At 57.4% G+C, this 19,771-nt stretch carries 13 protein-coding genes; 10 read left to right on the top strand and 3 right to left on the bottom strand.

Annotated elements, in window-relative coordinates; genetic code table 11:
* Nucleotides 1-144: 144 nt before the first annotated feature.
* From B1757_RS01175 to B1757_RS01205, 7 genes are read left to right on the top strand one after another with little or no spacing between them, the layout of a single operon-like run.
* Nucleotides 145-3,228 (top strand): type I restriction endonuclease subunit R, encoded by a 3,084-nt coding sequence (locus B1757_RS01175; protein WP_101536582.1) that lies wholly within the window; start codon nucleotides 145-147, stop codon nucleotides 3,226-3,228.
* Entirely contained in the window at nucleotides 3,218-4,402 is a 1,185-nt protein-coding gene (locus B1757_RS01180) for a PDDEXK nuclease domain-containing protein (protein WP_101536583.1), read from the top strand. Before B1757_RS01175 ends, B1757_RS01180 begins: the two co-directional genes overlap by 11 nt.
* A complete protein-coding gene (locus B1757_RS01185) occupies nucleotides 4,399-5,679 on the top strand; it encodes a restriction endonuclease subunit S (protein ID WP_101536584.1) in 1,281 nt (426 codons plus the stop codon). The genes B1757_RS01180 and B1757_RS01185 overlap by 4 nt, the downstream gene beginning before the upstream one ends.
* Nucleotides 5,676-6,677, top strand: a complete 1,002-nt coding sequence (locus B1757_RS01190; RefSeq protein ID WP_101536585.1) for a virulence RhuM family protein — start codon at nucleotides 5,676-5,678, stop codon at nucleotides 6,675-6,677. Before B1757_RS01185 ends, B1757_RS01190 begins: the two co-directional genes overlap by 4 nt.
* Entirely contained in the window at nucleotides 6,674-7,192 is a 519-nt protein-coding gene (locus B1757_RS01195; RefSeq protein ID WP_101536586.1) for an ATPase, read from the top strand. Before B1757_RS01190 ends, B1757_RS01195 begins: the two co-directional genes overlap by 4 nt.
* Nucleotides 7,189-7,395: a hypothetical protein gene (locus tag B1757_RS01200; RefSeq protein WP_101536587.1), complete on the top strand. Its 207-nt coding sequence runs from the start codon at nucleotides 7,189-7,191 to the stop codon at nucleotides 7,393-7,395. Before B1757_RS01195 ends, B1757_RS01200 begins: the two co-directional genes overlap by 4 nt.
* Nucleotides 7,388-9,001, top strand: coding sequence for a type I restriction-modification system subunit M (locus B1757_RS01205; RefSeq protein WP_101536588.1), 1,614 nt, complete (start codon nucleotides 7,388-7,390; stop codon nucleotides 8,999-9,001). The genes B1757_RS01200 and B1757_RS01205 overlap by 8 nt, the downstream gene beginning before the upstream one ends.
* A gap of 94 nt (nucleotides 9,002-9,095) precedes the next feature.
* Here B1757_RS01205 and B1757_RS01210 read toward each other — a convergent pair whose 3' ends face one another.
* Nucleotides 9,096-9,455 (bottom strand): type II toxin-antitoxin system VapC family toxin, encoded by a 360-nt coding sequence (locus B1757_RS01210; protein ID WP_101536589.1) that lies wholly within the window; start codon nucleotides 9,453-9,455, stop codon nucleotides 9,096-9,098.
* Complete coding sequence (locus B1757_RS01215) at nucleotides 9,452-9,649, bottom strand: type II toxin-antitoxin system VapB family antitoxin (protein ID WP_101536590.1); 198 nt, start codon at nucleotides 9,647-9,649, stop codon at nucleotides 9,452-9,454. The genes B1757_RS01210 and B1757_RS01215 overlap by 4 nt, the downstream gene beginning before the upstream one ends.
* A 196-nt stretch (nucleotides 9,650-9,845) precedes the next feature.
* Here B1757_RS01215 and sppA point away from each other — a divergent pair, with 196 nt between their 5' ends.
* From sppA to B1757_RS01230, 3 genes are all read left to right on the top strand, one after another.
* Nucleotides 9,846-11,663, top strand: coding sequence for a signal peptide peptidase SppA (gene sppA, locus B1757_RS01220; RefSeq protein ID WP_101536591.1), 1,818 nt, complete (start codon nucleotides 9,846-9,848; stop codon nucleotides 11,661-11,663).
* A 136-nt stretch (nucleotides 11,664-11,799) separates the two neighbouring features.
* Nucleotides 11,800-14,679: a bifunctional YncE family protein/alkaline phosphatase family protein gene (locus tag B1757_RS01225; RefSeq protein ID WP_143484187.1), complete on the top strand. Its 2,880-nt coding sequence runs from the start codon at nucleotides 11,800-11,802 to the stop codon at nucleotides 14,677-14,679.
* 243 nt (nucleotides 14,680-14,922) lie between these two features.
* Nucleotides 14,923-18,060, top strand: a complete 3,138-nt coding sequence (locus B1757_RS01230; protein ID WP_101536592.1) for an L-glutamate gamma-semialdehyde dehydrogenase — start codon at nucleotides 14,923-14,925, stop codon at nucleotides 18,058-18,060.
* A gap of 3 nt (nucleotides 18,061-18,063) precedes the next feature.
* On the opposite strand, the gene B1757_RS01235 is transcribed toward B1757_RS01230, so the two are convergent.
* A complete protein-coding gene (locus tag B1757_RS01235; RefSeq protein ID WP_101536593.1) occupies nucleotides 18,064-19,602 on the bottom strand; it encodes a SulP family inorganic anion transporter in 1,539 nt (512 codons plus the stop codon).
* Nucleotides 19,603-19,771: the final 169 nt, after the last annotated feature.

The raw sequence follows: 19,771 nt of genomic DNA on the forward strand, positions 1-19,771 counted from the left end.
GCATGGACCTTGGCATAGATGAAACTTCCTGGCAATGCCAATATCCCGGTTACGGGGTGACCAACAGCGCACCGGAATGGGTTGAAATTTTGTCCTTTAAACCCGGCAGCGTAGAATGCTCAAAAAAATGTCGCTGGAGAACGCATGAAAACAGTAGGCCGCACGCGGAAACAAGTCAATGCCCAAAGCACCTACAGTCAGCCCGCTGCTCGTCCGCATTCTGCCGTGCGCGAGGATACTATCGAATACGGCTTCATCGGCGCGCTGCAAAACCTCAAGTACGACTTCCGCGACGACATCCGCGACCGTGCCGCGCTGGAGGCCAACTTCCGCGAGAAATTCGAGGCGCTCAACCGCGTGCGTCTCACCGACGCCGAATTTGCCCGCTTGCTCGATGAAATCATCAGCCCCGATGTGTTCACCGCCGCGCGCACCCTGCGCAGCATCAATGCCTTCACCCGCGAAGACGGCACGCCGCTGAACTACAGCCTGGTCAATCTCAAGGACTGGTGCAAGAACACCTTCGAGGTCATCCACCAGTTGCGCATCAACACCGACTACAGCCATCACCGCTACGACGTGATTCTGCTGGTCAACGGCATCCCCTGCGTGCAGATCGAGCTGAAGACCCTGGGCGTGAATCCGCGCCGCGCGATGGAGCAGATCGTCGAATACAAGCACGACCCCGGCAACGGCTACACCAAAACGCTGCTGTGCTTCATGCAGTTGTTCATCGTCAGCAACCGCGACCGCACCTATTACTTCGCCAACAACAACGCCCGTCACTTCGCCTTCAACGCCGACGAGCGCTTCCTGCCCATCTACGAGTTTGCCGACGAGGCCAACCGCAAGATCACCCGGCTCGACGCCTTTGCCGAAAAATTCCTCGCCAAATGCACCCTGGGCCAGACCCTCAGCCGCTACATGGTGCTGCTCGCCGGCGAGCAAAAGCTGATGATGATGCGGCCCTATCAGGTCTATGCTGTGCAGCACCTGGTCCAGTGCATCGACGAGGACAACGGCAACGGCTACATCTGGCACACCACCGGCAGCGGCAAGACGCTCACCTCCTTCAAGGCCGCCACCCTGCTCAAGGAAAACCCGCACATTCACAAATGCGTGTTCGTGGTGGATCGCAAGGACCTCGACCGCCAGACCCGCGAGGAATTCAACAAATTTCAGGAAGGCTGCGTCGAAGAGAACACCCATACCGGCGCCCTGGTGCGCCGCCTGCTCTCGGAGGACTACGCCGACAAGGTCATCGTCACCACCATCCAGAAGCTCGGCCTGGCGCTGGATGAAAGCAGTACGCGCAACAAGCTGCGCAGCAAAGCCGGGCAGGCCACCTACAAAGAGCAGCTCGAAGCCCTGCAAGACCAGCGCATCGTCTTCATCTTCGACGAATGCCACCGCTCGCAGTTTGGCGAGAACCACAAGGCCATCAAAGCCTTCTTTCCCCGCGCCCAGCTTTTCGGCTTCACCGGCACGCCCATTTTCGAAGCCAATGCCGCGCAGCAGAAAATCGAAGACAACACCGCGTCAATGCGCACCACGGCAGACCTGTTCCAGAAGCAGCTCCACGCCTACACCATCACCCACGCCATCGAAGACGGCAATGTGCTGCGCTTCCACGTCGATTACTTCAAGCCGGAAGGAAAGAACCCACCGAAGCCCGGCGAGCCCATCGCCAAGCGGGCCGTCATCGAGGCCATCCTCGCCAAGCACGACACCGCCACCAGCGGCCGCCGCTTCAACGCCCTGCTCGCCACCGCGTCCATCAATGACGCCATCGAATACCACGCGCTGTTCAAAACCGTGCAGGCCGAGAAACTGGCCGCCGACCCCGACTTCAAGCCGCTGAACATCGCCTGCGTGTTTTCGCCGCCCGCCGAGGGCGATGCCGATGTGAAGCAACTGCAGCAGGACCTGCCGCAAGAGCAAGCCGACAACCAGGAAGACCCCGAAGGCAAGAAAGCCGCGCTCAAAAGCATCCTCGCCGACTACAACGCCCGCTACGGCAGCAATCACCGCATCGGCGAATTCGACCTCTACTACCAGGACGTGCAAAAGCGCATCAAGGACCAGCAGTGGCCCAATGCCGACCTGCCCCAGGCGCAGAAAATCGACATCACCATCGTCGTGGACATGCTGCTCACCGGCTTTGACTCCAAGTTTTTGAACACCCTCTACGTGGACAAGAACCTCAAGCACCACGGCCTGATTCAGGCCTTCTCGCGCACCAACCGCGTGCTCAACGCCAGCAAGCCCTACGGCAATATCCTCGACTTCCGCCAACAACAAGATGCCGTCGATGCCGCCATCGCCCTCTTCTCCGGTGAGCAAAGCGGCGAGCAGGCGCGCAAAATCTGGCTGGTGGACAAAGCCCCGGTGGTCATCGAAAAGCTGCAAACCGCTGTCAAAATGCTCGATGCCTTCATGACCTCGCAGGGGCTGGACTGCACCCCCTCCGCCGTGGCGAATCTCAAGGGCGACGCCGCCAAAACCGTATTCATCGAGCGCTTCAAGGAAGTGCAGCGGCTCAAGACCCAGCTCGACCAATACACCGACCTCAGCGCCGAGAATCAGGCCGCCATCGAAGAGGTGCTGCCCGAAGAAAACCTGCGCGGCTTCAAGGGCCAATATCTCGAAACCGCCCGCCAACTGCGCGAGCCGCGCCAGCCCAACCCCAAAGCCGACGCCGAGAACCCCGCCGAGCAGCTCGACTTTGAGTTCGTGCTCTTCGCCTCCGCCGTCATCGACTACGACTACATCATGAAGCTGATGGCCAGCTTCTCCGCCAAGGAGCCCGGCAAGGCCAGGATGACCCGCGAGCAACTCATCGGCCTCATCAGCAGCGACGCCAAGTTCATGGACGAACGCGACGACATCGCCGAATACATCGGCACCCTCCAGGCCGGCGCCGGGCTTTCCGAGGCCGCCATCCGCGACGGCTACACCCGTTTCAAGGCCGAGAAAAACGCCCAGGAACTCGCCGCCATCGCCCAAATACACGGCCTCAGCGCCACCGCCCTGCAAGCCTTCGTGGACGGCATTCTGGAGCGCATGATCTTCGACGGCGACCAGCTCAGCGACCTCTTCACCCCGCTGGAACTGGGCTGGAAAGCCCGCGCCCAGGCCGAACTCGCCCTGATGGCCGACCTGCACCCGCTGCTGCTCAAACGCGCCGGGGGGCGGGACATCTCGGGACTGTCGGCCTATGAGCAGTAAAAAAACACCCCTGCCAGCGAAGCAGAACCCCACACCGCCCGCCGCGTCTGGAGACTTTGACGCGCTGGTCTCTTCCATTATCCACATTCATCAACAATCGCAAGCCTTCGCCACCAAGGCGGTCAACGCCAGCCTCACCGTGCGCAATTGGCTCATCGGCTATCGCATCGTGGAGTTTGAGCAGTCAGGAAAAAACCGGGCGACCTATGGAGAAAAACTGCTGCCCGAGTTAGCGAAACGCCTGTCCGCTGCCGGACTCAAGCGGGTGGACGCCCGCGAGTTGCGCCGCTTCAGGCGCCTCTATGGCGTTTATCCGCAGATTCGGGAGACAGTGACTCCCGAATTGCTCGCCGGTCTTGAAGCGGGCGCTTTGCAGCCGCTCCTTAACGCGCTGCCCCTGCTAAAACGGGAGACAGCGTCTCCCGAATCGCAAAGAGAGGAGGCAGTGTCCACAGCATTGACCCACCAGCTCTCCTTCTCGCACCTCGCCGAGTTGATAGAGCTTACTGACGACACCCAGCGCCGTTTTTACGAGATCGAGTGCATCCGTGGCAACTGGTCGGTGCGTGAGCTGCGCCGCCAGATTGCCAGCCTCTACTACCAGCGCAGCGGCCTCTCCAAAGACAAGGCCAAGCTCTCCGCCCTGACCCATACGGCGGCGGATACCCTCCAGCCCGCCCACATCATCCGCGATCCCTATGTCTTCGAGTTCCTCGGCCTGCGTTCACGGGATGTCATGGCGGAATCCGACCTGGAAGATGCCTTGCTGGACCGTCTTCAGGATTTCCTCCTTGAACTGGGGCACGGCTTCTGCTTCGAGGCCCGGCAAAAGCGCATTCTCATTGGCGACGAACATTTCTTCATCGACCTCGTCTTCTACCACCGCACCCTCAAATGCCACATTCTGGTGGAGCTCAAGACCGATACTTTCCGCCACGAACACCTTGGCCAACTCAACACCTACGTCGCCTACTACAAAAAGCACCAGATGACCGAAGGCGACCAGCCGCCCATCGGCATCCTCCTCTGCACCGGCAAGAATGACGCCCTCGTCGAGTTCGCCCTCGGCGACTTGAGCAACCAGATATTTGTCTCCCGCTATGCCGTCGAACTGCCCCGGAAAGAGGACATGGAACGCTTCATTACGCAACTTGGCAGGGAGGTGAAGGCATGAGCGATAAGACGAAAACCACCGCCACGAAAGAAGAGGCAACGCCCGCGCTGGTGCCGAAGCTGCGGTTTCCGGAGTTTCGGGGTGCGGAGGGGTGGAAAAGCAAGCAACTCGTCGCTGTTTGCTCAAAAATCACACAAGGAGGAACACCCGATACATCAAATCAAGAATACTGGGGCGGTACAATCAACTGGATGACTCCTGCTGAAATGGGAAAGGCCGACATCCCATTCATTGGTGAGACAAATCGAACAATAACTGAACTCGGCTTAAGTGATTGCGCCTCCGATCTTCTTCCAATTAACTCGGTCATTCTTTCCGTCCGCGCACCGATTGGTCACCTCGCTATCAACATGGCACCAATGGCCATCAACCAAGGTTGCAAGGGCCTGATCCCCGGAAAATCACTCAATCATCACTTCCTTTATTCCTCATTGCTTTGGAGCAAATCGCGTTTAGTCGACTTGGGGGCCGGCAACACTTTCAAGGAACTTAGTAGCTCAGCTTTGAAGAGCTTCGAAATCCCGATTCCATCGCCCACCGAACAACAAAAAATTGCCGAGTGCCTGAGTTCGGCGGACGAGCTGATCGCCGCGCAAGCGCGGAAAGTGGACGCGCTCAAGACCCATAAAAAAGGGCTGATGCAGCAGCTTTTCCCCATTGAGGGCGAAACCCAACCCCGCCTCCGCTTCCCCGAATTCCAAAACGATGGGGAGTGGGAGGTGAAAAGGCTTGATGAACTTTCACGCTACGAAAATGGGAAAGCGCATGAAAATGATATTTCTGAGAACGGACGATACATCGTTGTGAACTCAAAATTCATTTCAACCGAAGGAAAAGTCAGGAAATTTTCAAACGAAGGCTTTTGCGTTGCAGATGAAGGTGACGTCTTAATGGTTCTAAGTGATGTGCCGAACGGAAGAGCTATCGCAAAATGCTATTTTGTAGAGTCGGATGACCTCTACACAGTAAATCAACGCATCTGCCGAATCCAACCGACCAAAGTTAACGGGAGTTTCTTATTTTATGTCCTAGATAAGAACTCATACTTCTTGGGTTTCGACGACGGTGTTAAACAGACGAACCTTCGCAAAGAGGATGTTGTTGGTTTTCCTCTTTGTGCCCCGCGCGAATCCGCCGAACAGCACCGCATCGCCTCATGCCTGAGCAGCCTCGACACCCTCATCACCCTGGAAACCCAAAAACTCGAAGCCCTCAAGACCCACAAGAAAGGGCTGATGCAGCAGCTTTTCCCATCCCCGGCGGAGGTGGAGACATGAGCGGCCTGATTCTCTACACCACCGAAGACGGCCGCAGCCAGATCAAGCTGCGAACCGCAGAAGGCACGGTGTGGCTTTCCCAATTGGAGATGGCCGAGCTGTTCCAGACTTCCAAGCAGAATGTGGCCAAGCATCTGAAGGCTGTTTTTGCCGATCAGGAGTTGAACGAGGAAGCAGTTGTCAACCATTGGTTGACAACTGCCGCTGACGGCAAAAATTACCGGGTGGCGCATTACAACCTTGACGCCATTTTGGCCGTCGGCTACCGGGTGCGCTCGCCGCGCGGGGTGCAGTTCCGCCGCTGGGCTTCCACCATCCTGAAGGAGTACCTGGCCAAGGGCTTCGTGATGGACGACGAGCGGCTGAAGAACCCGGATGGCCGCCCGGATTACTTCGACGAGATGCTGGCGCGCATCCGCGACATTCGCGCCTCCGAGAAGCGCTTCTATCAGAAGGTGCGCGACCTTTTTGCCCTCTCCAGCGACTACGACAAGACGGACCAGGCCACGCAGGTTTTCTTCGCCACCGTGCAGAACCTGCTGATCTTTGCGGTGACGCAAAAGACCGCCGCCGAACTCGTCACCGCGCGGGCGAATCCCGCCGACCCGCATTTCGGCCTGCTCGCCTGGAAGGGCGACAAGGTGCGCAAGGCGGACATCGTGGTGGCCAAGAACTACCTGAGCGAGGACGAGATCGATACCCTGAACCGGCTGGTGGTCATCTTCCTGGAAACCGCCGAACTGCGGGCCAAGAGCAAGCAGGAGACGCGCATGGCCTTCTGGAAGCAGAACGTGGATCAGATCATCACCTCCAACGGTTTCCCGCTGCTGACGCACGCCGGCGCCATCAGCCATGAGCAGATGGAAGCGCGCACGGGCGAGCTTTACCGCCAGTTCGACGCCGACCGCAAAAAACAGGAAGCCCTTCAAGCCGACCAGCAGGACGAGGCCGAGCTGAAAGCGCTGGAAATCAAGCTAAAACGACGCCCGAAGACATGAGCAAGAAAATCATCATCATCGCCGGGCCAAACGGGGCAGGAAAAACGACTTTTGCCCGCTCGTTTCTGCCGCAGGAAGCGCAATGCCCGCGCTTCATCAACGCGGATTTGATTGCGGCAGGGCTCTCGCCCTTTGCACCGGAAGCGGCAGCCCTCAAAGCCGGTCGCCTGATGCTGGCAGAGATGAATGATTGCGTGCGCAAAGGTGAGAGCTTTGCATTTGAGACGACCTTGGCAGGGTTGACCTATGTGCGTCGTATTGATCAATGGCGAGCAATGGGTTATCACGTCAGTCTGTTTTTTCTGCGCCTGCCCAACGCCGAGACCGCCATCGCGCGCGTAGCAGAGCGGGTGCGGCAGGGCGGGCATGATATTCCCGAGGCGGTTATTCGTCGTCGATTCGAGGCTGGCTTGCAAAATTTGGAGCAGCATTACAAAGACGCAGTAGATGCTTGGGCTGTCTATGACAGCATCGGTGACATTCCACTACTTTTGGCATGGGGAGAAAATCAATGACCATGAAAAACATTGACGAGGCCAAAGACCCTGATTTACGCGCATCTGTGGCCGCGATGCAGCGCGCCGCATTGATTGCCCGTCATACGGCCATTCAGACCAATACTGATCTTGTGATTATGAAAAACGGACAATTGCTGCGGATTTCCCCCGAGGAGCTCCGCCGACACATGCAAGAGGATAGTCCCCCACAAAATGACTGAACAAAACCAAAAACAACTGGGCAACACCCTCTGGAGCATCGCCGACCAACTGCGCGGAGCGATGGATGCGGACGACTTCCGCGACTACATGCTGTCCTTCCTCTTTCTGCGCTACCTCTCCGACAACTACGAGACGGCCGCGAGGAAGGAGCTGGGGCGCGATTACCCGGCGACGGGCGGCGATGCCCGTGCCGTGCCGCTGGCGCGCTGGTATGCCGACAACGCCGCCGATATTGCCGAGTTCGAGAAGCAGATGCGGCGCAAGGTGCATTACGTCATCGAGCCCCAGCACCTGTGGAACAGCATCGCCAACCTAGCGCGCACCCAGAATGCGGAGCTGCTGAACACGCTACAGGCGGGCTTCAAATACATCGAGACGGAATCCTTCGAGAGCACCTTTCAGGGGCTGTTTTCGGAGATCGACCTGAGTTCGCCCAAGTTGGGCAAGACTTACAGCGACCGCAACGCCAAGCTCTGCACCATCATCCAGAAAATTGCCGAAGGGCTGGCGGAATTCTCCACCGACATCGACGCGCTGGGCGATGCCTATGAATACCTGATCGGCCAGTTTGCGGCGGGCAGCGGCAAGAAGGCGGGCGAGTTCTACACGCCCCAGCAGATTTCCGACATTCTTTCGGCCATCGTCACGCTGGACAGTCAGGAGCCGAAAACCGGCAGCAAAAAGCGGCTGGACAGCGTGCTGGATTTCGCCTGTGGCTCCGGCTCCCTGCTGCTCAATGTGCGCAAGCGCATGGTCAGGGCGGGTGGCAGCATTGGCAAGATTTACGGGCAGGAAAAGAACATCACCACCTACAACCTGGCGCGCATGAACATGCTGCTGCACGGGGTGAAGGACACCGAGTTCGAGATTTACCACGGCGACACCCTGAGCAACGAGTGGGACCTGCTGCGCGAGCAGAACCCGGCCAGAAAGCCGAGCTTCGACGCCATCGTCGCCAATCCGCCCTTCAGTTATCGCTGGCAGCCCAGCGAGGCGCTGGCCGACGACGTGCGCTTCAAAAGCCACGGCCTCGCGCCCAAATCCGCCGCTGATTTCGCCTTTTTGCTGCACGGCTTTCACTTCCTGAAAGACGAAGGCGTGATGGCGATCATCCTGCCCCACGGCGTGCTGTTCCGGGGCGGGGCGGAGGCGCGCATCCGTACCAAGCTTTTGCGCGACGGCCACATCGACACGGTGATCGGCCTGCCCGCCAACCTGTTTTATTCCACCGGCATCCCGGTGTGCGTGCTGGTGCTGAAGAAGTGCAAGAAACCCGACGACGTGCTGTTCATCAACGCGGCGGAGCATTTCGTGAAGGGCAAGCGGCAAAACCAGCTCGCGCCCGAGCACATCCAGAAAATCATCGACACCTATCAGCAGCGCACGGAAGAACCGCGCTATGCGCGCCGGGTGGAGATGGCGGAAATCGAGAAAAACGATTTCAACCTCAACATCTCGCGCTACATCAGCACGGCGGTGGCCGAAGAAGAGATCGATCTGGCGGCCACCCATGCGAGCCTGGTGGACATCGAGCAGGCCATCCGGACGGCGACGGCAGAGCACAACGCCTTCCTCAAGGAACTCGGCTTGCCACTGTTGCCTTAATGCGGGTAATCTGCGCCATAATGCGTGCCGGTACTTGGCTTTGAGGAGGGCGTAAAGTCTGTGGGAATCAGCGCTCTTTGGCTTGTGGGTGACATCATGCGTAGGCGCAGCCGAGTTCGACGGCCAGAGTCATGAGGCGTTTGTCACGGGACCATAAATTTGCCTGCATGAGTACGGCAGAGGCCAGAATGCTCACGTCCACATAGCCGATGCCGCGTCCCATCAGACCATGGCGCTCAATGAAAAAGAGGGTTTCTTCCGGAGATGTGGACTTGCAGCGGGGCAGGCAGGAGAGCAGATATAAAGTCTGCTGGCGATTCTGGAGATGGCCACAGGCAATTTCGCCGATGATGAAATCGTGAGTGTGTACCCTGCCATGATCAAGCAGTGTAGCCAGTTGGGCATCTCCAGAACGGAAATAATCGATCCACACAGAGGTATCGACCAGAATCAAGCAGTAGGCTCCCGCCTGCGGGAAATATTCTGCAATTGTGGTTCGGTGCCACCCAGGCGCGCCAAGCGTCGAGCACTTTCCCGTTCAATCAAAGCCCGTAGGGCTTCTTTCAATAGAGCGCCCCGGTCTTCCACGCCACAGAGCGTTTTGGCCTGGGCCAGGAGTTCATCATCCAGGTTGAGGGTCGTTCGCATTTAGTAAGGCCTTATCATGGCATCAGGTGATGTCATTTTAGATGCTTGCTACAAGGTTGTCATGTCCGTCCGGGTATATGGTGATCTGGCGGCACGCAGATTAATTCCATCAATCGTCTTCGGGGTTTGCCCCGAGCTGCAGCCTCTGCTAGGCTCAAAACCAACGATTTGCGGGGTATCCAGCGGAGCCTGAGACATGCGTTTTCTCTTTTTGCCCTTTATTTGGTTGGGAAAGCTGTTGCACTGGATTCGCCTGGGCGTCCTCAATCTGCTGACTCTGCTGGTGCTGGCGGCGATCATCATCGGCCTGACCGGCTATTTCAGTAGTCAGAAAGCGATTTCCGTTCCTGATAAAGCAGTGCTCTGGCTGGAACCCCAGGGAAGCCTGGTTTATAGCCGCAGCAATTCCTGGGAAAACCATCTGCTGCAGAAAATTCATCCCCGCCAAAATACCATTCTGCTCCGTCATCTGGTCGAAAGCATCGACCATGCGGCCAAAGACCCACATATTCGCGTCCTCGCCCTGGATCTAAGCAAATTTAACGGCGGTAGCTTGACGCAGTTGCTCAGCGTGGCTCAGGCCCTGCAGCATTTTCGGGCTCAGGGCAAACTCATCTACGCCTATGCGCCCGAGTATTCTAATGGCAACTATGTACTGGCGGCCCAGGCCAATGAGGTCTTTTTGCCACCTCTGGGCATGGCACTGGTCACGCCTTTCTCCGATCATCATTTGTATTTCAAGGGACTACTCGAAAAAATCGGGGTGACGGTATCGGCGTTTCGCCAGGGCAAATACAAGTCTGCCGTCGAACCTCTGACGCGTACAGACATGTCGGTGGCGGCCCAGGAAGAAAACCGGGCCTGGCTGGCTACCTGGTGGCAGTCCTATGGGCAGGCCATCAGCAAGGGGCGTGGCATTTCGACCGCCGATTTGCAGATCTACGCCACGCAGTTGCCGCAACTGTTGCAGCAGTATCAGGGGAATGCCGGGCAATTGGCGGTCAGTCAGAAGTTGGTGACCCAACTGGGTGATGCCGAGGATTTTCGCAATGCCGTGGCCAAGGTCATGGGCGAAAAATCCAAAAAACTGCATACCATCAGTTATCGCCGCTATTACCAGAGTTTCGCCAAACATGAGCACGAACATGGGCCGGAAATTGCGGTAGTCCCCATCGACGGCATGCTGGTCCCCGGCAACAACGAAGAGCAGGGCGTAGTAGCCTCGGGGCCCACCGTTCGCCAACTGGATCGCCTCCGCCATGAGGAGGACGTCAAGGCGGTCATCCTCCAGGTCAATAGTCCTGGCGGCGACGTCAATGCCGCCAATGCCATTCGCCGGGCCGTTGTTCGCCTGCGCGAGGCGGGCAAGCCGGTGGTGGTGAGTATGGGTACCCTGGGTGCTTCGGGCGCTTACTGGCTCTCCACCGGCGCAGACCGGATCTATGCCGAACCCACTACCATCGCCGCCGACATCGGTGTTTTCGTGCTTTTCCCCGATTTCTCCGGCTTGCTGCAGAAACTGGGTATTGGCTATTCCGGTGTCAGCAGTGTACCCGATGCACCATCCATCTCCCCCTATGCCCCGCTGAGCAAATCTGAGCAACAGGCTTTCCAGGCGGTGGTGAACCACATTTATGGGCATTTCGTGGATTTGGTAGCCAAAGCCCGGCACCTGCCCGTGGCCCAGGTGGAGAAAGACTCCCAGGGCCGCGCCTGGAGTGGCGTCGATGCGTATCACCTGGGTCTGGTGGATGGTCTGGGTGGCATGACTGAGGCGGAAAAAGCCGTGGTCCAGCTCGCCCATCTCAAAAATGGTCATTACCATCTGTATTACCTGCCTCGCCCCGAGGGAGAGTCGCCTTTTGCGCAACTCCATTCCTGGGCGCTGGCCAGCCTTGCCCCCTCTTTGCCTCAAGGGAGCGAAACCGCCCTCAGTCAGGCCCGGTTGCTGCTGAATTACTCCCGCCCCTATGGCGTTTTTGCCTATCTGCCCATCGACCCCAAGCTATCCTGACCTGAATGAGCAAAACGGGTCCTTTAATTGGGCGGATCCGATCAGGTTTCATCAAACTGTAATATTCTTTTGATAAAATGCTCCGTAATAACGAATAAATATCTGGCCACATCTACCCCTGCGGAGCCAAATGAACATGATTCTCAAATTTCAGCCCAAGCACCGAAGCAGCGTTTCATCCCTGATCAGTATCATTCTTGCCGGTTTGCCCCTGCTGGCCCATGCCGATACGGTCCGTTCCATCGACCACGCGGTGCAGGTCGATAACAACGATTATGTCCATGCGCTGCCCTCGGGGCGGAAGGTGGGACCAGTCGGCACTATCAATGACACCGCCAATTTCCCGACCATGATTGTGCCTTATTTCGGTGGCGTGGCTGTCCTCGCCAATGGAGCCAGTCCCTCCCAAAGTATTGAGCTCTTTGGTACGCAGCTGCAGCGGCAGGCTCTGCTGGCCATTTACCGGGATGGCACGCCCAAGAAGCCCGTGAGTATTCCCTTACCGAATGGTACTGGTATTGCTGAAGCGCCGAGTGCTCCCCTGGCTGGTGGTGTGGCCTATCGGACCAAGGCCCAGCCGCAGCAACTCGCGGCTGATGCTGCTGCCACCCTGCGTTCCGAGGCCAGTAAAAAAGCGCTGGACGCCACGGTAATTGGCCACGGCGATCTCTTTCAGGGATTGGCTAGTGGCCCGGACGGCACCCTCTATGCAACGGGTGGTGTTTCTGATCAGGTGCTGGCCATGCGGATGGTGGATGGCAAGCTGCAGGTGACGCATCACTACAGTCTGCAATGGCAGAAATTTCCCAAGGATCAGTATCCCTATCAATATCAGGGAGATCAGGATAAGCCCTACCTCTTTTACCCGGATTCTGTAGCTGTTGGGCCAGCGGGGAAGCATCTTTATGTGACCGGTATGCTGTCCAATAGCCTCGCCCGGATCGATATTGCCAGCGGAAAGACCGACTACGTCAATGCCGGAGCCTATCCCTTTGCGGTAACTCTGGCGGATGACGGCAAACGGTTGGTGGTCAGTGACTGGGGCGGCAATGGCGTGACGGTAATCGACCGCGCCACTTTTCAGACCCTCGGACAGGTCGCCACCGGCCCCGAAGAAACGGCCGCAAGCACGGGTGCCGGCGTTCATCCTACGGCTATGACGGCCATCCCGGGAAGCCCTGATGTGCTGGTGGCTGATGCCAACGCCGATCGGGTAGTGGAGGTGAATACCCAAACGCTGAAAATGGTACGGGTACTGGATGACAGTCCTTACCCCGATGCCCTGCCCGGAAGCTATCCCGATGGCCTGGCGGTAGCTGACGGCAAGATTTTCGTCGCCAATGCCGGCAATGATGATGTTGCCGTTTTTGATCAGGCCAGCGGCAAGGCCCTGGGGCTGATTCCCACAGGCTGGTATCCGACCGCCCTGACCGTACATGACGGAAGTCTCTACGTTGTGGCGGGCAAGGGCCTGGGTAGTGGACCCAACATTCATTTTCAGTGGGTCGGTGACATGATGAATGGTCTGGTCCAGAAGATTTCGCTGTCAGAGTTGGACAGCAAGCTCCCGGAATGGACACAACAAGTGCTGGAAAATGATGGATTCAGCCCGGCTCAGCGCGCTGCCCGCCATGCGGCAGATGTCAAAACCACCGACTGGCTCCATCAGCATATTCACTATGTGGTTTTCATTCTGCGCGAAAATAAGACCTTTGATGAAGATCTGGGCAAATATCAGGCAGCAGGACACTGGGCGGATCCCAAACTTGATCTTTACGGTCCCCGCGAGTTGCCCAATCTCTATCATCTGGCTGCCCACAACACCCTTTTCGTCAACTTCATGGCCGACGGTGAAGTAACCGCCCAGGCCCATCAATGGACCACCGGTGCCTCTGACTCGGACTTCGTGCAGCGAACCTGGCCGGAGTACTACTCCCAGCGCGGGCTGGTAGGAAATCCCGGTTGGACCCAATCACTCCAGCCGGGTAAGCCCGGTGCCAACAATCCCTATGCTATTTATCAGGATCTTTCGGTACTGGGGCACTGGTCCAATCCCTGGATCAGTTATCCGGGACGACTCTTCCTCTTCAATGATCTGTTGGAGCATCAGGTTTCTTTTGAGGATTTTGGTGAGTTTGTTTCCCGCTCCAAGGCCGGAGCCATCTCGAAAGCCATGCAAGCCCACTTGGCAACGAACTTCCCGGCCTGGGACCGGATGATTCTCGATACCGACCGGGCCAAGCTGGCCATTCACTGGCTCCAGCAGCATCCCGGGGCCCAGTTCCCGCACTTCATTTATATCTGGTTGCCCGATGACCACACGGCGGGTCGCAAGGCGTGTTACTACTCGCCCGATTACTATGTGGCCAATAACGACCATGCCACGGCGCAATTCTTGCATTATCTTTCTACCACGCCGCAATGGAAACATATGGTGGTCTTCCTCAACGAGGACGATGCCCAGTCGGGTGCCGATCACATCAATGCCCACCGCACTTTTGCGCTGGCCATTGGGCCCTGGGTAAAACAGCACTATCTGGAAACGACTCAGTATTCCCAGGTCAATATCGTCAAGACCATCGAAGCGATTTTGGGGCTCCCGCCCATGTCGCAGTGGGACAGTAACGCCGCTGTATTTTCGGGAATCTGGACGGAACACCCCGATTTTGCCCCCATCCCGTTGCTGCCCATGCAGGTTCCTGTCCGTTTCAATCCGGGTACCTGCAGCAACCACGTGCTGTTACGACGGGAAGCGGGAGCCACAGGCCATGCCCTGACGGCTCAGTGGCTGGAATCCCACACCAGCCCACATGGGGCTAAACAGCCTCTACCCGAGGCCAAGGCCAGTTATACGCCTACCAGCCTGCTCAAGGTTCCTGGCCCCGAGCAGATGCGTCAGGAATGGATTGGCAGCAAAGGCAAGCAGTCCTACGAGCAGGTCATGGCGTATCTGCATGATTATGCTGCCAAGCACCATGCTCCGGTTTCTTACTACGTCGCTAATGACGGGGATTAAGCTCAGATCATAAGGAGAAACACCTTCGACCGAAAAGGTTCGGAGGTGCTTTTCTGCTGATGCACCCTGCTGCAAATACTATACTTGCATCCACTAGGCTAACTATGACACCCTTTATGGCTGGTTGTTCACAAGAGATTTTAGCGCTGAGAAAACACAGCCCATAAAATCCGTAGAAGTTAAAAGGAGGCAGGCACAGGCTGATCATAAACTCGATTACCTGCTGCAAGGAGCCTTATTGGAATGTCTCAAACCCGTTTATATTCAAATTCAGCTTCACCTGATGAAGTTCATCAACCCCCAGAGTCATTGGACGCCGCAGGATTGTTGCCACCTCCCTATCGGGACGAGCAAGAGCAGGTCGATAGTCTTCTCTTAGCCCTGGGCGATAAGCTCAATTGGCTGGAAGTGATTGACCAGGCTCGCCCCTGGGTGGAAGCCGTGCGCAAGCAGCCAGCGCCGTTCTGGGCCCTGGAATCTCTGCTCAAAGAATACCCCATCACCAGTGCGGAGGGCTTGGCTTTGATGCGTCTTGCCGAGGCTTTGCTGCGCGTTCCGGATACCGGTACCGCAGCCCTGCTGGCTGCGGATCAATTGGGGCGGGCGCATTTTGCGGGAGAAGAAAAGCAGTCCTGGATTACCCAGATTTCGGGTCGGGTGCTGATATTGTCGCGTCGCCTGCTGGCCGAAAAGGAAACCCGCAATCTGGTGCAGCGCCTTGGGATGAACACGGTGGTGACCGCTGCCGTGCGCGCCATTGCCCTGCTGGGACGGCAGTTTGTGCTGGGGCAGGATCTGGGCGAGGCGCGGCGTCGGGCCGGAGAGGCCAGAAAAAAGCAGCCTTTATTGTCCTATTCCTATGACATGCTGGGAGAAGGCGCCCGCAACAGTGCCGATGCCGCCCGTTATGCAGCTGCCTATGAATCTGCTTTGCGGGCTCTGGCGACACAACCCGGTAATGGTGGCCCCCGGGAGCGCGATGGTATTTCCATCAAACTCTCGGCGCTGCATCCGCGCTTCGAGGAAGCCCAGCGGGGTCGTTTATGGAAAGAGCTCTTTCCCAAGCTGCAGCAACTGGCGGAACTGGCGGCTCAGGGACGACTGAATCTGACCCTGGACGCGGAGGAAAGTGATCGTCTGGAACTCCAGCTCGATATGCTGGATGCCTTGCAACAGCATCTGGCCCGTCATGCGACTTGCGCCGGGTGGGAGGGGTTGGGTATTGCCGTGCAGGCCTATCAAAGCCGCGCCGATGCGGTCATTGAAGAAGTGTTGTCTCGCACCCGCCGTAATCAGAGCCACTTGATGCTGCGCCTGGTCAAAGGGGCTTACTGGGATATGGAAATCAAAAGAGCCCAGGAAATGGGTCTGGAGGGATATCCGGTTTTTACCCATAAGCATCATTCGGATATCAGCTATCTGGCCTGTGCGGCACGCCTGCTTGAAGCCGCCAATGGTCCCCGGGCCCTGGTTTATCCTCAGTTTGCCACCCATAATGCGGCGACCATTGCCGCCGTGCTGCGGTTGGCAGAGCAACAGCCCGACGCCCGCTTTGAAATGCAGCGCTTGCACGGCATGGGAGAAGGAATTTATCGCGAAGTATTGCGCCATGGTTCTATTCAGCGCCTGCGCATCTATGCACCCGTAGGCCGTCACCGAGATTTACTGGCCTATCTGGTACGGCGTCTGCTCGAAAATGGCGCCAACACTTCATTTATTCATCAGTTGGCCAATCAGCATGTGGCTGCTGAAGATCTCCTGGTGAGTCCTCTCTGGCGTGCTGAAGAAACAGCATTGCCCAGACCCGCAGAGATCTATGGTTACCTTCACGGTGAATGCCGACTGAACAGCCAAGGAATGGATATGACTTATGACACTGAACGTAGTCCGGTACTGGCCGCCGCACGGGCGCTGCGCGTCCAGACGCCTGAAGAAATCACGGCAGAAAATGTCGACCCGCTGATGCATACCCTCCATGCCGGACAAGTCCGCTGGGATGCTCTGCCGGTGGAGCGACGCGCCGAAATTTTGACCCAGGCTGCTGATCTGTTGGAGTCCCGGCGCGAGCCCATGCTCGCCCTGGTGATGCGTGAGGCCCACAAAACCCTGGCAGATGCGGTTGCCGAACTGCGCGAAGCTGTGGATTTTTGCCGCTATTACGCTATTCAGGCCAAGGCCCTGATGCGCAAGGAGGTACTCCCCGGTCCGACGGGCGAGGCAAATTCCCTGAATCTTCGGGGACGGGGCGTGTTTGTTTGTATCAGCCCGTGGAATTTCCCCCTAGCGATTTTTGCAGGGCAGGTGGTTGCGGCGCTGGTGACCGGGAACAGTGTGGCGGCCAAGCCAGCAGAGCAGACCATGGCTATTGCCCAGGCTTTTGTGGAGTTGCTCTGGGAGGCGGGGGTTCCCCGGGATGCCCTGGCGCTGATGCCCGGTGCCGGTGAAACCGTGGGAGCGGCCCTGACAGAACACCCTCTGACCGCCGGAGTGATTTTTACCGGTTCAACCGCTGTCGCCCGCCATATTCATCAGTCACTGGCGGTGAAAGACGGTCCCATCGTTCCTTTGATTGCTGAGACGGGGGGCATCAATGCCATGATTGTGGATTCCACCGCCCTGGCGGAGCAGGTGGTGGATGCCGTTATTGCTTCGGCATTCCGTTCCGCCGGACAACGCTGTTCGGCACTGCGACTGCTCTGTCTGCAGGAAGAATGCGCGGATGAAATTCTCACTATGTTGACCGGCGCCATGCAGGAGCTGGTGATCGGTCCGGCGCTGGATTATGCCACGGATGTGAGCCCAGTGATTGATGCTGAAGCCCAGTCTCATCTTGTGGAACAAATCGGCCGGATAGGTCAGGGCGGCGGTAAATTGCTGGCGCGTACTGCCTGGCCGGCCGCTTTACTGGAGAGTGCCCGGGGCGGGGATACTTCTTTGGCCCTGACCATCGCCGACGATCAACAGCGGGATCTGCATTTTGTGGCTCCCTGTGCGTATGCCATTAACCATGTCAGTCAGGTGCGCGAGGAAATATTTGGGCCGGTGCTGCAGGTAGTCACCTGGAAGGCCGGGCAAATTGATGCCTTGATCGACGCTATCAACGCACTGGGATTCGGACTGACCCTGGGTGTACAGACCCGGATTGATGGTCGGGCAGCACATATCGCGGCGCGCTCCCGCTGCGGTAATGTGTATGTCAATCGTAATATGATTGGTGCCGTGGTGGGTGTTCAGCCTTTTGGTGGGGAAGGATTAAGCGGTACCGGACCCAAAGCCGGTGGCCCCCATTACCTGCTGCGCATGGTGGCGGAACAGGCTGTGAGCATCAATACCACTGCCGCCGGGGGTAATGCGGAACTGCTGGCGCAAGGCCGTTTGTAAGCTTCAGACGAGAGGCTTGAGTACGGGGGTGTCGAAATTCTGCTCCCGTAATTGAATGTTTTTGAGCACGGCTGCCCGCTCAAAATCACGGATAACTTCGAGTACGTCATGATCGATGAACCGTACTTTTTGGCCATCCAGAATCACTTCCGCGCCTCTGGGCAGTTTTTCCAGAATATGGGAGAGACGCGCCTTGTTGACGAAAGTGACCTCCCGGTTCAGGGAGATTTTATAGGCCTCGCCTTCCCGATCAATTTCTATAGCGCTGTGATAGTTGGCCTTGAGGACAAAGAAAATACCGGCAAGCAGACCGATCACTACGCCGGTAATGAGGCTGGTGAAAAGAATGGCGATAATGGTGATGAGAAAGGGCAAATACTGGGATTTATCCAGACGGAACATTTTCCTGAAAATGTGCGGATGGGCCAGTTTGAAACCGACAAAAATCAGGATGGCCGCCAGGGCTGCCAGCGGGATGTGATTCATCAGGCTGGCCAGAAACAGTACCGCCAGGAGCAGGAATATTCCATGCAAAAAGGCGCTGGCTTTAGTACGAGCACCGGCTGCGACGTTGGCCGTGCTGCGGACAATGACCGCAGCAACCGGCAGTCCGCCGATCAATCCGCTGGCCATATTGGCAATGCCCTGTCCGAGAAGTTCACGGTCCAGAGGCGTCCTTCTTTTGAAGGGATCGAGTTTGTCAGACGCTTCAATGGACAGCAGGCTTTCCAGGCTGGCAATAAAGGTGATGGCGATAGCCGTAATCCACACGGTTTTGGAGCCAATCATTCCCCAGTCCGGCATTTGCAGCATGCCCTGCAAATCGGCCAGGGAGCGGATCACCGGCAAATTGACCAGATTGCTTTTGTCGATGGCCAGCCCCGGCAGAAAATGCACAAAGAGCAGGTTGAGCAGCGTTCCCATTACCACCGCCATCAGCGGACCGGAAAGCCAGGTTTGTTTGCGCAGAATCGCCACATTGTCCCAGAGAATCAGAATGGACAAGGCCAGGACACTGACCAGCAGCGCCCCCCATTCAACGTGTGCCAAGGCTGACAGTATGGCGCTGAAGGTGTTTTCCCCGTGGCCGTCCCAAAAATCCTGATTGCCGAATTCGCCAATATCAAAGCCAATAGCGAAAGGAAACTGTTTGAGAATGATGATGATGCCAATGGCCGATAAAATGCCCTGAATGACGGCAGAGGGGAAAAAATAAGCAATGACGCCGGCCCGGAACAGGGCCAGAATAATCTGGATAGCACCGGCGATGACGCCGGCGAGCAGCAATGCCGGAAAGCTGTGCAGGCTTTCCATGGCCACCAGCAGGGTGGCGACAATAGCTGGAGTGGGGCCGCTGACGGCCAGGGCTGAGCGGCTGAACAGGGGTACCAGTACACCGCCCACAATGCCGGCGATCAAACCTGCTACCAGGGGGGTTCCCGAAGCCAGTGCGACGCCGAGGCAAAGAGGCATGGCGACCAGCGCTACAACTACCGCAGCAGGCACATCTGCACGCAGATTATGAAGGGGCGAAAGATTCATGGACTGTCCCTGAAAAAGTGCAAGCAGGCTTGCTTGGATTCTATCTTTCCTGTCTGTGCATCGACAAGCCGTCCTTAGGAGAGGTGGTTACGCCTGGCCGTTCTACTGCCCGTGTTGCTGGAATCGAGTTGAAGCGGTAATCTCGGCAGCGCAAGAGATGTTACTTATG

Source organism: Acidithiobacillus marinus, from assembly GCF_002847505.1.
GTDB lineage: Bacteria > Pseudomonadota > Gammaproteobacteria > Acidithiobacillales > Acidithiobacillaceae > Acidithiobacillus > Acidithiobacillus marinus.

Bases quoted from the DNA above. Each gene is read 5' to 3' on its own strand.
- B1757_RS01175 (WP_101536582.1), top strand. From the start codon at position 145: ATGAAAACAGTAGGCCGCACGCGGAAACAAGTCAATGCCCAAAGCACC.
- B1757_RS01180 (WP_101536583.1), top strand. From the start codon at position 3,218: ATGAGCAGTAAAAAAACACCCCTGCCAGCGAAGCAGAACCCCACACCG.
- B1757_RS01185 (WP_101536584.1), top strand. From the start codon at position 4,399: ATGAGCGATAAGACGAAAACCACCGCCACGAAAGAAGAGGCAACGCCC.
- B1757_RS01190 (WP_101536585.1), top strand. From the start codon at position 5,676: ATGAGCGGCCTGATTCTCTACACCACCGAAGACGGCCGCAGCCAGATC.
- B1757_RS01195 (WP_101536586.1), top strand. From the start codon at position 6,674: ATGAGCAAGAAAATCATCATCATCGCCGGGCCAAACGGGGCAGGAAAA.
- B1757_RS01200 (WP_101536587.1), top strand. From the start codon at position 7,189: ATGACCATGAAAAACATTGACGAGGCCAAAGACCCTGATTTACGCGCA.
- B1757_RS01205 (WP_101536588.1), top strand. From the start codon at position 7,388: ATGACTGAACAAAACCAAAAACAACTGGGCAACACCCTCTGGAGCATC.
- B1757_RS01215 (WP_101536590.1), bottom strand. From the start codon at position 9,649: ATGCGAACGACCCTCAACCTGGATGATGAACTCCTGGCCCAGGCCAAA.
- sppA (WP_101536591.1), top strand. From the start codon at position 9,846: ATGCGTTTTCTCTTTTTGCCCTTTATTTGGTTGGGAAAGCTGTTGCAC.
- B1757_RS01225 (WP_143484187.1), top strand. From the start codon at position 11,800: ATGATTCTCAAATTTCAGCCCAAGCACCGAAGCAGCGTTTCATCCCTG.
- B1757_RS01230 (WP_101536592.1), top strand. From the start codon at position 14,923: ATGTCTCAAACCCGTTTATATTCAAATTCAGCTTCACCTGATGAAGTT.
- B1757_RS01235 (WP_101536593.1), bottom strand. From the start codon at position 19,602: ATGAATCTTTCGCCCCTTCATAATCTGCGTGCAGATGTGCCTGCTGCG.